Source organism: Colwellia sp. 6_MG-2023, assembly GCF_030547765.1.
In the GTDB taxonomy this organism is placed as follows: domain Bacteria; phylum Pseudomonadota; class Gammaproteobacteria; order Enterobacterales; family Alteromonadaceae; genus Colwellia.
This window is the reverse complement of the sequence record NZ_JAUOPP010000028.1, coordinates 26,322-40,799: the sequence shown is the minus strand read 5'-3', so window position 1 is coordinate 40,799 and position 14,478 is coordinate 26,322. Positions and strand designations below refer to the sequence as shown.

General features: G+C 35.9%; 14 protein-coding genes. 12 read left to right on the top strand and 2 right to left on the bottom strand.

What is annotated here, in order from left to right; all coding sequences use genetic code 11:
* The first annotated feature begins 11 nt into the window (after positions 1-11).
* Positions 12-590 (top strand): chemotaxis protein CheB, encoded by a 579-nt coding sequence (locus Q4503_RS16030; RefSeq protein WP_303602859.1) that lies wholly within the window; start codon positions 12-14, stop codon positions 588-590.
* Positions 587-2,710 (top strand): EAL domain-containing protein, encoded by a 2,124-nt coding sequence (locus Q4503_RS16025; RefSeq protein WP_303602858.1) that lies wholly within the window; start codon positions 587-589, stop codon positions 2,708-2,710. Before Q4503_RS16030 ends, Q4503_RS16025 begins: the two co-directional genes overlap by 4 nt.
* Before the next feature lie 30 nt (positions 2,711-2,740).
* On the opposite strand, the gene Q4503_RS16020 is transcribed toward Q4503_RS16025, so the two are convergent.
* Positions 2,741-3,406 carry a hemolysin III family protein gene (locus Q4503_RS16020; protein ID WP_303602857.1) on the bottom strand — a complete coding sequence of 222 codons (666 nt, stop codon included), beginning with the start codon at positions 3,404-3,406 and terminating at the stop codon, positions 2,741-2,743.
* A gap of 151 nt (positions 3,407-3,557) precedes the next feature.
* A complete protein-coding gene (locus Q4503_RS16015) occupies positions 3,558-3,776 on the bottom strand; it encodes an EF-hand domain-containing protein (RefSeq protein WP_159818065.1) in 219 nt (72 codons plus the stop codon).
* A gap of 358 nt (positions 3,777-4,134) precedes the next feature.
* Between Q4503_RS16015 and Q4503_RS16010 the strand changes: the two genes are divergently transcribed.
* The 10 genes from Q4503_RS16010 (at position 4,135) to ribB (ending at position 14,330) form a co-directional block, all read left to right on the top strand.
* The gene (locus Q4503_RS16010; protein WP_215973599.1) at positions 4,135-5,580 is read left to right on the top strand and encodes an alpha/beta fold hydrolase; all 1,446 of its coding nucleotides are present in this window, start codon (positions 4,135-4,137) and stop codon (positions 5,578-5,580) included.
* Positions 5,581-5,623: 43 nt separating this feature from the next.
* The gene (locus tag Q4503_RS16005) at positions 5,624-6,379 is read left to right on the top strand and encodes an ATP-binding cassette domain-containing protein (protein ID WP_303602856.1); all 756 of its coding nucleotides are present in this window, start codon (positions 5,624-5,626) and stop codon (positions 6,377-6,379) included.
* Positions 6,376-7,572 carry an ABC transporter permease gene (locus Q4503_RS16000; RefSeq protein ID WP_303602855.1) on the top strand — a complete coding sequence of 399 codons (1,197 nt, stop codon included), beginning with the start codon at positions 6,376-6,378 and terminating at the stop codon, positions 7,570-7,572. Before Q4503_RS16005 ends, Q4503_RS16000 begins: the two co-directional genes overlap by 4 nt.
* Before the next feature lie 129 nt (positions 7,573-7,701).
* The gene (locus tag Q4503_RS15995) at positions 7,702-8,220 is read left to right on the top strand and encodes an RNA polymerase sigma factor (RefSeq protein ID WP_303602854.1); all 519 of its coding nucleotides are present in this window, start codon (positions 7,702-7,704) and stop codon (positions 8,218-8,220) included.
* Entirely contained in the window at positions 8,213-8,932 is a 720-nt protein-coding gene (locus Q4503_RS15990) for a hypothetical protein (RefSeq protein ID WP_303602853.1), read from the top strand. The genes Q4503_RS15995 and Q4503_RS15990 overlap by 8 nt, the downstream gene beginning before the upstream one ends.
* 373 nt (positions 8,933-9,305) lie before the next feature.
* A complete protein-coding gene (glyA, locus tag Q4503_RS15985; protein WP_303602852.1) occupies positions 9,306-10,562 on the top strand; it encodes a serine hydroxymethyltransferase in 1,257 nt (418 codons plus the stop codon).
* 138 nt (positions 10,563-10,700) lie between these two features.
* A complete protein-coding gene (nrdR, locus tag Q4503_RS15980) occupies positions 10,701-11,180 on the top strand; it encodes a transcriptional regulator NrdR (protein WP_215973603.1) in 480 nt (159 codons plus the stop codon).
* A gap of 43 nt (positions 11,181-11,223) precedes the next feature.
* Positions 11,224-12,402, top strand: coding sequence for a bifunctional diaminohydroxyphosphoribosylaminopyrimidine deaminase/5-amino-6-(5-phosphoribosylamino)uracil reductase RibD (ribD, locus tag Q4503_RS15975; RefSeq protein ID WP_215973632.1), 1,179 nt, complete (start codon positions 11,224-11,226; stop codon positions 12,400-12,402).
* 66 nt (positions 12,403-12,468) lie between these two features.
* Positions 12,469-13,140, top strand: a complete 672-nt coding sequence (locus Q4503_RS15970) for a riboflavin synthase (protein WP_215973604.1) — start codon at positions 12,469-12,471, stop codon at positions 13,138-13,140.
* 80 nt (positions 13,141-13,220) lie between these two features.
* Positions 13,221-14,330 carry a 3,4-dihydroxy-2-butanone-4-phosphate synthase gene (gene ribB / locus Q4503_RS15965; protein ID WP_215973605.1) on the top strand — a complete coding sequence of 370 codons (1,110 nt, stop codon included), beginning with the start codon at positions 13,221-13,223 and terminating at the stop codon, positions 14,328-14,330.
* Positions 14,331-14,478 lie beyond the last annotated feature (148 nt).

Sequence of the window (14,478 nt, the reverse complement as noted above, 5' to 3'; positions counted from 1 at the left end):
AGGATTTTGAAATGACTTCTTATCTTGCTGTTATTATAGGTTGCTCAACTGGCGGTGTTAACGCGCTTTGCAAAATATTATCAGGAATTCCAAAAGAATTTCCGCTCCCTATTATAATAGTATCTCATTTGTGTCCTAATACTCTTAGCTTGTTATCAAACGTTTTAGATAACAACACAGAATTAAGCGTAATAGATGCAGAGGAGAAAGTTTTACCTAAAGCTCATCATGTTTATACCGCACCACCTAACTATCATTTATTAATTGATGATAACGGTAAGTTTGCCTTAAATGTGGACCCTAAAGTTTGTTTCTCCCGTCCTTCTATAGACGTATCTTTTGAAACAGCTGCGGAATATTATCGAGAAAACTTAATTTCTATTATTTTAACTGGCGCTAATTCAGATGGCACGCAAGGTGCAAAAATGGTTAAAAATAATGGTGGTTTAGTTATTGTACAAACACCTGAAACGGCTGAAGCTAAATCAATGCCTGAAAGTGTTATAAACGCAGGTTACGCTGATCATATTATCCCTCTACAAGATATTTCAGCTAAGTTGTTAGAATTAACGAATTGGAAACCTATATGAATGTTGATAGTACACCTAAGATACTTATTGTAGACGATACACCTGCGAACTTAGTTGCTTTAAAATTACTCTTGAAGAAAGTAAAGGCCGAGGTGATCAAAGCAAGTTCAGGTGCAGAAGCGTTACAGTTAACACTAGAGCATGATTTTGCGCTTATTTTATTAGATGCACATATGCCTGAAATGGATGGCTATGAAACTGCTGAAATATTAGGCTCTACCTTGGGTACGAATACCATTCCTATTATTTTTGTAACGGCTGCTTATAAAGATGAAGTGCATCGTTTAAAAGGTTATCGGTCAGGTGCGGTAGATTATATTCAAAAACCGATTGAAGATCATATTCTTATCTCTAAAGTTAATGTGTTTTTAGAGTTATATAATCAGAGTTCTGAGTTAAAATCGCTCACTGAGAATCTTGAATTATTAGTACAAGAGCGTACCGAAGAATTACGTAGAACCAATAAAATCGCCAGTATTGGCGGTTGGAAACTTAGTTTAGACCTTAAATATGTTATTTTATCAGACCAAGCGTTAGAGATACTTAATATTACCGAGTATTTAGCAGAGCAAGAAATTCCAATTAATGAGTTTATGAAAAAAATTCATGAAGACGATAGAGAAGGAGCTTTACTCGCCTTTAGTAAAATTCTTAAACATCCTAAAAAAGAAATTACCTTTGAATTTAGGTTTGTTGGCAATGAAGAAAAGCTTCGTACAGCCAACATCATTATCAACGCGATGAAAGATAAGTCCATTTCATTTGTTGGCGCAATACAAGATATTACCGACCGAAAAGAGTCAGAGCGTGCGGTGCAGTTTATGGCGCAGTATGATGCGTTAACCCAACTACCTAATCGCTATTTATTTAATGATCGTTTAGATGTCGCTTTTGCTACTGCAACTAGGTTAAAAACTAAAGTTAATTTAATAATGATTGATCTTGATCATTTCAAAGATATTAACGATACCTTGGGTCATCCTATTGGTGATTTATTATTAATAGAAGTTGCGAAACGTTTACTTGGTTGTGTTAGGGAGACTGACACTGTGGCTCGGTTAGGCGGAGATGAATTTGCTATTATTGCACTTGAAACACAGTGTGGATTAACAATTAATACGCTAACTGAGCGTTGTTTGCAGTCTTTGGCTAAACCTTTTGAACTTGACGGGCATACAGTGCATACCGCAGGTAGTATAGGTGTGGCGGTTTTTCCTGATGATGGTAGAAATCAAGAAAAAATTATTAAGTGTGCAGACATCGCTTTATATGAGTCGAAAGAGAATGGCCGTAACGGTTACCATTTTTATAATCAAAAGATGGATGAATCCATTCATCTTAGAATAACCGAAGAAAAGCAATTAGCAAAGGCGATTGAAGAAGAGCAGTTAGAGCTTTATTATCAGCCACAAATAGATCTTAATACAAAGAAAGTGATTGGCGCTGAAGCTTTAGTCCGTTGGAATCATCCTGAAAAAGGTTTACTCTTACCTGCCGATTTCATTCCTTTGGCTGAGGAAATGGGACTTATTATTCCTATGGGTAAGTTAATCTTTAAGCTGGCAGCAAAGCAAATTAATTTTTGGAGTCAACACGGTATTTTAGATATTAAAATTGCAGTGAACTTATCTGTAAAGCAGATACATTATTGTGATTTCATTGATATGCTTGAGAGTACTATTTTGGAATTAGACTCAGGCGCTGATATTCTTGAGTTAGAGATCCCAGAGATGGCCATGTTTGAAGGGGCGCAAAACAGTAATGATATATTTGATAAATTGAGGGAAAAAGGGATCACGTTAGTTGTCGATAATTTTGGTACAGGCTTTTCGTCAATGCTCAATTTAAAGCAGATTTCTGCAGAGTTCTTGAAAATAGACCGTCTTTTTATTCAAAATGTAGTAAATGATGCTGTTGATGCAAAAATATTTAAATCAATAATAGAGCTAGCTCATACATTGAATATGAAAGTTATTGCTGAAGGTGTAGAAACCTCGGGTCAGCTTTCTTACCTGCTGAATAATGGCTGTGATGTTGCTCAAGGTTTTATATATAGTCATCCTATTCCAGCGTGCGAGTTTATTGACTGGTTAATACAATATCAAGACGAGGCTAGGTAAAATATGATGCTTTTCATTAGAAAATACAGATTAAATATACCAATAAATCATCAGAAAATGGCAAGTTGCGCCGCCTAAAACAAATAAATGCCAAATTGCGTGATTAAAAGGAATTTTCTTTTGAACATAGAAAAAGACACCTAGTACATAAACTAAGCCACCAGCTGCTAATAAATTAACGGCATTACTGGGGAGAGTATTATATAACTCTTCTATAATGGCAAAAGAAATAAAGCCCATACCAAGATAGGTAGCTAAAGATGTTTTTTTATATTTATCACCAAATTTAATTTTAAAAAATATGCCACCTAAAGCAATAAGCCAGATAATTGCCATTAAGCTATAACCTAGAGAGTCTTTTATACTTAGTAATAATAGCGGTGTATAGGTGCCCGCTATAAGTGTATATATAGCGCAATGATCGAGCAGTTTAAATAGTTTTTTTGTACGTTCATTTGTAACGGCATGATAAAAAGTTGAAGCAGAAAAAAGTGCCAACAAGCTTACGCCATAAATACTAAAGCTGACAATGCGCATAGTATTATTACTAATAGAATAGTTTACTGATGTGTCAGGTGCTGAATTACTGAGCAATAAAAATAATGCGACAAGACTAAGTAATGCACCCAAGCCATGGCTTATGGTGTTAGCTAACTCTTCATTTTTACTATATTGAAATATTGTACTGGTCATCATTCTAACCTTTCTTTAGCGTAGCAGCGTAAACTATTTTTAGATGAACTGTTTTGAAATTAATATTAGATCGCATTATAAAAATGGAGTGTATGGGGAGTATTTAGCTCTCTTTAAGAGAGCTAAATATTAAGAAAATGTCTTATGCATATAACTATAAAGCTAATTCTATAACCATTTCTTTTAATTCATCTTTAGAGATAGAATTACTATGATTTTTATCAAAGCGATTAAAAATAGACTCACACATACGAATGCCCTTGTCTTGTAATAACACATCAATAAGTTCAACGAATTCAGAGCGGCTAATTACACCATCTTTATCTTCATCAAATACTTCAAATAACTCATCTACCCATTGATTTAATTCCATGGGGGGTCCTTAGGTAATTAGAGGGAAATTAATATCTAAATGTTATCTTTTATTCAGACGTTTGGGAATGACTATTTAAACTTAATTTAGGCTTAATAAAACCTGTTATTATTTTTTATATTTATCGATTATTTATTGTGTTTTTTATGTAATGTATTTTGTGTTAACAGGATGATGGTATTAGTATAAATTATTTTTTAATCAATTGGTTATGGCGTTGTTTTATTGGAAGTGTGATTCTAATAACTAGCTTATCTTTGTTATAAATTTATTTATTTTTGAATTTTTTTTATTTTTTATGTAATAAATTTAAAAGAATTGAGACTAAGTGTTTAACGCTTTATTAAGGAAATATAATATGAAAGTAACTTGGAAAAGATTATTAACGTTAAGTTTACTGTCTATCACAACAATGAGTTGGGCAAATACTGATGGATTAACGTTGGAAAATTGTCATTTAGGTGAAATACGTTCACAAGTTAAATGTGGCAAGCTCGAAGTACCTGAAAATTATCAAAAACCAGATGGTGATAAAATAACAATTAACTTCGCAGTATTACCAGCAATTGATGATAGTGAGTATAAGGTACCCTTAATGTTTTTAGCAGGTGGTCCAGGTCAAGCTGCGGTAGAACTTGCTACAGGGTTGAATCAAGTCTTTCGTGAAGTACGTAAAACACGCGATATTATTTTAGTTGATCAACGTGGAACTGGTGAAAGTCATCCACTATCTTGTGACTTAGAGGAAGAAGGAAGTGTTTATAGCACGCTAACAGAAGACTTTAAAGAAAGCGATATTGTTGACTGTATTAGCCAGTTTGAAGGTGATTTAAGTCAGTTTAATTCAGAAAATGCTATTCGTGATTTTGATAGTATTAGAGCAGCTTTAGATCATAAAAAACTTAATGTTTATGGTGGTTCTTACGGTACACGTGCTGCTTTAGTTTATATGCGAATGTTTCCCGAATCACTTGAAAGTGTTGTATTAGACAGTGTTGGCCCTATTGAAGTACCTATTGGATTATTTGGGCAAAGTGTTGCTCGTTCATTTAATTTATTAATAGAAAACTGCAAAAAAAGTGAATCATGCAATAGAGCCTTTCCTAATGTAGCCGATGAGTTTGACGAAGTGAAAGCGCGTTTAGCTAAAGCTCCTGTAATCCTCGATATTCAACATCCACGGTTAGGAACGCCAACACAATTCAAGCTCGATGATAGTAAATTTACTAATAATTTACGTATGCAGTTGTATAGCATGGGAGGACGATCTTTAGTTCCGCTCATTATTAATCAAGCTTATTTAGGTAACTATGAGCCATTAATTGGCTTAATGGCTAGCACTGAAGGTGAGCAACAGGTGTATACTGGTTTACATTTTAATATTGTTTGTAATGAAGATGCTCCTAAAATTTCTGCAGAAATGAGAGCAAAAGATGCTAAGAACAGTTTTGATAATGCTGTTTCTAGCGATCTTATTTTTGACAGAATATGTTCGCTGTTCCCACAATATCGACCAAGTGATAGCTTCTATCAACCGGTTACTGCAGACATTCCTACTTTAATTCTCTCTGGAAATTTAGATCCAGTAACACCACCAAGTAATGGCGATTATTCAGCTAAGTCTTTGCCTAATAGCCACCATATTATTGTTGAAAATGCTTCACATACTGTTGCAATGAATACATGCGCAAATAGGATAATTAATGAATTCTTGACTAGTAAGTCACCTAACAAACTTGATGAGTCTTGTTTAAAAGAAGTTCCTCAAGAGACTTTTATGACAAGCGTTAACGGCATTCAGTAATGCGTTTTCAACAGCATTAAATGGCATAGACAAGGAAATACTAATGATTGAAGTAAATAATTTACATAAACAATTTATTGATAAGAAAAATAAAAAAAATACTGTGAAAGCGCTAGATGGACTATCTTTTACTGCCAAAGATGGTGAAATTACCGGAGTATTAGGGCCAAACGGTGCTGGTAAAACAACGTGTCTACGTACGCTTTATGGCTTACTTTCTGCTGATGAAGGTTTTGCCACTATTGATGGCATTAATGTCACCGATAACCCACTAGAAGCACGTTCAAAGTTAGGGATTTTTCCTGATAAATTTGGTTTATATGAACGTCTTACTGCATATGAGCAAATTGATTATTTTGCAAGCTTACATGGTATGTCAGGACAAACTAAGAAAGATGCTATACAGCAAGTGATTGAAGATTTAGATTTAGAGGAGTTAGCGCACCGTAAAACAATTGGTTTTTCACAAGGGCAACGGATGAAAGTTACATTAGCACAAGCTTTAGTTCATCAACCACAAAACTTTGTACTGGATGAGCCTACGCGTGGTTTAGATGTTATGAGTACACGTATATTGCGTAATCACCTTGCTAAGTTTAAAGCGAAAGGACACTGTATTTTATTCTCATCGCATGTCATGCAGGAAGTCGCTGCGTTGTGTGATCGAGTGATCATTGTTGCTAATGGTCGATTAGCTGCTCAAGGGACACCCCAAGAATTATGTGAATTAGCCGGTGAAACACAGCTTGAAGATGCATTTGTTAAATTGATTGGCTCAGATGAAGGAGTATCAGCGTGAATATTGTTAACTCGAACTTAAATTTACATATCATTCAATTTAAAGCGCTTATTTTAAAAGAATATAAAGAAGCTTTTCGTGATAAACGAGCCTTAATAGTGGCGTTAATGATGGCCTTTTTAGCGCCGGTGGCAATTGTTTTGATGTCAAAAATAATGATTGAAAAGTTAGTTGATGAACCACCTGTTTACGTCAAGTTTTCAGGTGTTGAATACGCGCCTAAGTTAATAATGCACTTTGCTGACAATAATTTATTAAACTTTGCTGATGTGCCTGAAGATGAAAAAGCAACGTGGGAACAGCGTAATATTGTTATTAATATTCCTGACGATTATGCAATTAATATGGCGGAAGGAAAGCCGATTAAGTTACATTTACAAGCAGATTTTAATGATAAAGCTGTTACCCCTCCAATTAGAAGAATTAATAATGCAGTAAGAGAATTCTCATTATCAATTGGTTATAAAAGGCTACTATTGCGTGGTGTGGATGTACGTTTGTTAAATCCAGTTAAATTAGTTGAGCAAGATACCGCAAAACCTGATGCTACTTTTATTATGATTTCAATGATGTTGGGAATTTATCTGATGATGGCCGCATTTATGTCTGGCTTATCTGTAGCCATTGACTCAAGTGCCGGAGAACGAGAGCGTAATGTACTTGAAATGTTACTGTGTCAGCCAGTAAGTACCTTAAAAATAGTATTAGCTAAGTTGATTGGCTCTTCAACCATTTCGATCATTGGTGTGGTTTTAGTATTAGTACTCACGTCGATTTCAGTGGGTTTTGTTGACTTAACTAAAATTGGAGCGACTTTTAGCTTAGATATATCAACAGCAGCGCTTTTATTATTATTATTATTGCCTATTTGTTTTTTTGCCTCGGCTTGCCAATTATTTGTCGCGTTTCAAACGAAGAGTTTTAAAGAAGCACAATCAACAGTTGGTATGCTTATAGGTATTCCTGCCTTTATCCCTTTTGTTGTTTCAATGATGGATGATCGACCAGAGTGGTTAAATTGGTTACCAATAGCAGGTCAGTCAATGATCATTGAAAATATTTTCAAAGGTGTTGAGGTTAATTGGTTGGCGGTCTTTGCGACTAGTGCTGTGACTATTGCTATTACCGTAGCCTTCATTTTGGCGTTAGCTAAAAAACTGAAGTCAGAAAAAGTTGTCATGGCATTAAGTTAGACTGTGACTTCGCGAATGATCGAATAAAGGGTGATCTACAAGAAATTATTATGTTAAATTTTAGCAAATTAATAACGTATTACGCTCAATGTTATTGTAGTCAGTGTTGTTGAGTGTAAGGAAAGCGGATTGGATCATCAAAAAATATTTACGCAATGGATGACGGAGCATGAAAAATTGCTGCGTCATATCATTACGGGTTTTGAAGCAAAAGTTGCCATTCAAGATGAGCTTTTTCAAGATATAGCGTTAAATATCTGGCGAGCTTTACCAAAGTTTAGGCAAGATTCTGCGGTAAAAACTTTTGTTGCACGTATTGCTCATAATGTATTAGCAACGCATGTCGCTAAAACAGTTAAAACGGTTAAAACTGCTGATATAGAAAACTGTGCTGAAGCTGAATATGTAGCAGCTACACAAAAAACACCTTATCAAGCGCTTAGTCAAACACAACGACAGTTTCGTTTATCGCAAGCGATCAGACAACTTAACCTTGAACAACGACAAGTGATTACACTTGCATTAGAAGGGATGAGCTATCAAGAAATGGCTGATGTTTTAGTGATAACCCCAAATTTAGTTGGTGTTAGGCTACAACGCGCTAAGACATTATTAACAAAGTTGTTGGAGGGTGCAGAAAATGGATAAAACACCATTTGAAAGTGATGAAAGCTCGTCTGTCGAGCCTAACAAACTAGATACAGATCATAGTGGTGATGTTGAAGCTAACAATATTGATACATCTTTATTAGCTAATGAAGGTGTTTCACCAGTGCTAGATAAAAAAAATCCATCACATGATGAATTATCATTAGATGAGGATTGGCTAAGGCTTTCTCAAGATTGGCAAGATCAACCTTTTGAAAAAACAGATATTAAAAAATTATTAAAACAAACGAAAAAGCGAACCTTACAAGCTAAGTTTTTGTTGTCGTTGAATGTTTTGGCTACGATAGCAATTGTTATTATGTTAATAGTTGCTGTCTACCAAGGTGACTGGGGCACGGCAAGTATTATTTACTTATCATTTGGCAGTATGGCGTCAATAATTTTTGTTTATTATGAAATAAAAATACGACTGCATACTTGGCAGCAGAGTTCTGATAGTCCTGATAAAGCGATTGCCAATGCCATTGCCGGAGTCGAGTCGTCTATTAAGTATATTAGGTTAACCAAATTGTCATTTTGGTTATTTTTACCTCTTGTTAATTGGTATATTTATGCAACGATTACAGAGTCAGAAAAGTCACCTTGGCCGCCTTTTTTTGTTATTAATATTTTTCTGCTTGTCATGTGGTTAATAACACATTGGTTTCAAAGAAAGCGTGTTAAAGAGTTATCAGAGCTGTTATCTATCTAATGATTACTTGTTACCATAGTTCTTAGTTGTTTTGTTTATAATGCCAAATGTATGATGTATGTTGATTATTATTCGGTATGCTCGTTGTTTTTGTATTTTATATTTTGCTGTGCTATTGTTTTTTAGCTTGCGGTATAGTTTTTTTTATTCGTGAAAATTGTTATTGGGCTACTAAGCCTTAATCACTTAACAATAATACGCTATAAAGCAGTGCTAAATACACTAAGACTAGCTTGTTTTACCGTGTACAACTAGGTAAAAATCAGGCAAAATACCGCCATTATTTTTTTGAATGTTTAAGTAAATCCTGTTATTTGCTTAAATATCGTTTCAGCCTAGTGCTGACTTTTATATTTGCGAAGAAGGGAAAAACATGTTTACACGTGATATGAATATTGCCGATTTTGATGCGGAACTATATCAAGCAATGAGCAAAGAAGTTGTGCGTCAAGAAGAGCATATTGAGCTAATTGCTTCAGAAAACTACTGTAGCCCTCGTGTACTTGAAGCACAAGGTTCACAATTAACGAATAAATATGCTGAAGGTTACCCAGGCAAACGTTATTACGGTGGTTGTGAATACGTAGATATTGCTGAGCAGTTAGCAATTGATCGTGCAAAAGAGTTATTTGGCGCTACTTATGCCAATGTACAACCACATGCTGGTTCTCAAGCTAATGCTGCTGTTTTCCAAGCATTAGTATCACCTGGTGGAAAAGTATTAGGTATGAGCTTAGCGCATGGTGGTCATTTAACGCATGGTGCTAGTGTAAGCTTTTCTGGTAAATCTTATGAAGCTTTCCAGTATGGTCTTCACCCTGAAACAGGTGACATTGACTATGAAGAACTTGAACGTTTAGCTAATGAACATAAGCCTGAAATGATCATTGGTGGGTTTTCTGCATTCTCTGGTATTGTTGATTGGGCACGTATGCGCAAAATTGCTGACAGTGTTGGTGCATACTTCTTCGTTGATATGGCACACGTTGCTGGTCTTGTTGCTGCTGGTCTTTATCCTAACCCTGTACCACACGCACATGTAGTAACTACAACAACGCATAAAACATTAGCGGGCCCTCGTGGTGGTTTAATCATTTCTGGCTGTGATGACGAAGCTATTTACAAAAAATTAAATAGTGCTGTTTTCCCTGGCGGACAAGGTGGCCCATTAATGCATATTATCGCTGCGAAAGCGGTTGCATTTAAAGAAGCGCTACAACCAGAATTTAAAGTTTATCAACAAAGTGTACTTGATAATGCTAAAGCTATGGTTGCGGTATTACAGGACCGTGGCTATAAAGTTGTATCCAATGGTACTGAAAACCACTTATTGTTACTTGATTTAATAGATAAAGATATTACTGGTAAAGATGCTGATGCTGCTTTAGGTAAAGCTCACATTACGGTTAATAAAAACTCAGTACCTAACGATCCTCGTTCTCCGTTTGTTACTAGTGGTTTACGCTTAGGTACTCCTGCTATCAGTCGTCGTGGTTTTGGTACTGAAGAAACTAAAGCTCTAACAGGTTGGATTTGTGATATTTTAGATGATATCAACAATGAAGAAACTATTGCTAAGGTACAAGCAAACGTAAAAGAATTATGTTCACGTTTCCCTGTATACAAGTAGTCAAACATTAGTTTTTTAAGTTAAAGTAATTCACAAATTATTGTGAATTTATATTAAAATGGTCGCAATTAGCGGCCATTTTTGTATTTATTTTTCGAACTTGTCGTATGAAACTTATTCACGTATCGCAGGTAAACCATGTTTTGTCCATTTTGTAGTGCACAGGAAACTAAAGTCATAGACTCTCGTTTAGTTTCAGACGGTCATCAAATCAGACGTCGTCGTCAATGCTTAGCTTGTCATGAACGTTATACAACCTTTGAAACAGCTGAATTAGTTATGCCTCGTATTATCAAGCGAGATGGTACACGTGAGCCGTTCAACGAAGATAAAATGCGCAGCGGCTTAATGAGAGCGTTAGAAAAACGTCCGGTTAGTACTGAACAAGTTGAACTGTCGATTAATAAATTAAAATCACAGATGCGCGCTACTGGTGAGCGAGAAATTACGAGTGAAATGCTGGGAAACTTGCTGATGACTCAGCTAAAAGAGTTAGACAAAGTTGCCTATCTGCGTTTTGCTTCTGTTTATTTGTCCTTTGAAGATATTAGTGAATTTGCTGATGAAATAGCTCGCCTAGGAAAAGAAAGTCCAAGGAGAGGCAAAATTGGTAAATAAATCGCCGACAAAAGAAGAATTAACAACAACTTGTGGTGATCAAATGTATAGCAGAGAAGATCATCAATACATGGCCTTAGCAATTAAGCTTGCTAAACAAGGGCGCTATACAACATCACCAAATCCTCGGGTAGGTTGTGTATTGGTCAATAAACTTGACGGTAAAGAGCAAGTAATTGGTACCGGCTTTCATCAAAAAGCAGGGCAGGGTCATGCAGAAGTTAATGCATTACTTGATGCTAAACTTAATTACCCTCACCTTATTGAAGGGGCAACCGCGTATGTTACTTTAGAGCCGTGCAGTCACTTTGGTAGAACACCACCTTGTGCCCAAGGGCTAATTAATGCCAAAGTAAAACGGGTTGTTGCCGCTATGGTTGATCCCAACCCTGAAGTTTCGGGCCGTGGTCTAGCAATGCTTCAAGAAGCTGGGATTCAAGCTGAATTTGGGCTTTTAGAAAGTGATGCAAAAGCACTAAATCTTGGCTTCATTAAAGTCATGACCCACTCTTTACCTTATGTTCGGGTTAAGTTGGCGGCGAGTCTTGATGGTAAAACTGCGATGAAAAGTGGTGAAAGCAAGTGGATTACGTCAAGCGACGCAAGATGCGATGTACAAAGATTAAGAGCGCAAAGCTGTGCTGTAATTTCGGGTGCAGATTCTATTTTAACTGATAATGCTAAAATGACCGTACGTTGGTCTGAGTTGGGAATATTAAAAGATAGCTACCCTGAAGGTACGGTTCGCCAACCGGTTAGAGTTGTTATTGATAGTCGTAACCGGCTTACACCTGAGTTAGATTTTTTTAAGCAAGTATCGCCGGTTATTTTAGTTCGAAGAGAATTAGATGAAATAGGCCTTGAAAACATTCATAAATGGCCGCATTTTGTAGAACAAGTCCAAGTTTCTACGATTAAGACTAAGTCAGGGAAAGACAATATTGATTTAGCTGCGTTATTGATATTGTTAGCAGATCGCGGTTTGAACGATGTATTAATTGAATCGGGAGCTCGCTTAGCAGGAGCTTTTATCGAACAAAACTTAGTTGATGAGTTAATCTTATACCAAGCACCTAAACTTATGGGGGCAGAGGGTAAAAGTTTAGTTGAAATGCCGAATGTGAATAAATTACTAGAGGCTAAATCATTATCAATTACCGACGTGCGCCAAGTAGGCTGTGATATTCGAATTACAGCAACACTAGAAAAAGAAAGCGCCTAAATAGATATTATTTCTGCAACAGAGGCTTAAATAATATATCTAACTATAAAATAAATGAGAGTAGCTATGTTTACCGGAATTATTGAAGCCATTGGCACTATTAAAGCAATAAATATAAATGCTCAAGGAGCGCGCTTAGTTATTGCTAGTAATAACCTTGATATGAGCGATGTTAAATTGGGTGATTCAATTTCTACTAATGGCATTTGCTTAACGGTTGTTGAATTTGATCAAAATAGTTATAGTGCTGATGTGTCAAATGAAACATTACAGCGTACAGGCTTTGCTCATTATAATGTTGGCATGCAAGTTAATCTAGAAAAAGCTATGTTAGCAAGTACCCGTTTTGGCGGGCACATGGTGTCAGGGCATGTTGATGGTGTGAGTGAAGTTTTATCTATTACCAATAATGGTAATAGTATCGAATATTGGCTTTCAATGCCTGCAGATCTAGCTCATTATATTGCAGAAAAAGGCTCCGTTACTATTGATGGCACAAGTTTAACCGTTAATGCATTAGATGAAAGTTCAAATAGTAAATTTAGATTAACTATTGTGCCGCATACGGTGAAAGAAACAATTTTTGCTCATTATAAAGTGGGTACAAAAGTTAATTTAGAAGTAGATTTAATCGCACGATATTTAGAGCGTTTACTTACAAAAGAAGCAACTGAAATGCCAGCTGTAACATCAAATGTGACTGAATCTTTATTGAAAAAGTCAGGCTTTATTAAATAATAAATAACTTACGCTTTTAGCTAAGTTTTTAAAATTATTATCAAATAAGTAATCAACAACAAGTAATCAAAGAGAACCTAATGAATTTAAATACCCCACAAGAAATAATCGACGATATTGCTTTAGGTAAAATGGTTATTTTAATGGATGATGAAGACCGAGAGAATGAAGGTGACTTTATCATGGCTGCAGAAAAGGTAACACCTGCTGCAATTAACTTTATGGCAACTCATGGTCGTGGGCTTATTTGTATGCCAATGACGCAAGAAAAGTGTGAAAAGTTAAAATTACCTTTGATGGTAGATAAAAATGACGCACAGTTCAGTACAAATTTTACTGTTTCAATTGAAGCGGCGACCGGTGTTACAACGGGTATTTCAGCTGGTGACAGAGCTACAACAGTACTTGCTGCTGTAGCTAAAGATGCGACGCATTTAAGTATTGTTCAACCGGGACATATTTTTCCATTGATTGCTAAAGATGGTGGCGTACTTAACCGTGCAGGACATACTGAAGCAAGTGTTGATTTAGCACGTATGGCTAACTTAGAGCCGGCAGCGGTTATTGTTGAAATTTTAAATGAAGATGGCACCATGGCGCGCCGTCCAGATCTAGAAATCATTGCTGAAAAACACGGTATAAAAATGGGTACCATTGCTGATCTGATTGAATTTAGAAATGAGACAGAAACAACGATTGAACGTGTATCACAATGTAAATTACCGACCGCTTTTGGTGAATTTGATTTAATCGTATTTAAAGATACCATCGATGGTCAAGCACATTTTGCTTTAACCAAAGGCGAAATTAAAGCTGATGAACCTACGCTAGTAAGAGTACATTTAGAAAATACTTTTAGAGATTTGTTATTTAGCCAGCGTGAAAGTGTCGCAAAATGGCCTATGGCAAGTGCCTTAGAAAAAATAGCGAAAGAAGGCGGGGTTTTAGTGCTATTGGGTAAACATGAATCACCAGCAGAATTAATTAATTTAGTTGAAAAATACGCTAAAATTGATGCAGGCGAAACGGTAAAAGAAGTTAATCGTCATGTTGGCTCGCGCAATGTTGGTGTTGGCTCACAAATACTTGCGAATTTAGGTGTGAGTAAAATGCGTTTGTTAAGCTCACAAACTAAATATCATTCGTTGTCAGGTTTTGGCTTAGAAGTTGTTGAATATATTCCTGAGTAATAAACCTATACCCGTTACCAATCAAGATGCGTATTTCAGAGTGCTTGAATGATAACGGGTATATACTTACTTTAGCGTATTTTGACTTTTTGATGAAAGTAAAAGTAAGGTGATAGGGTCTTGTTTATAGCTAGCCTATTTTTTGCTA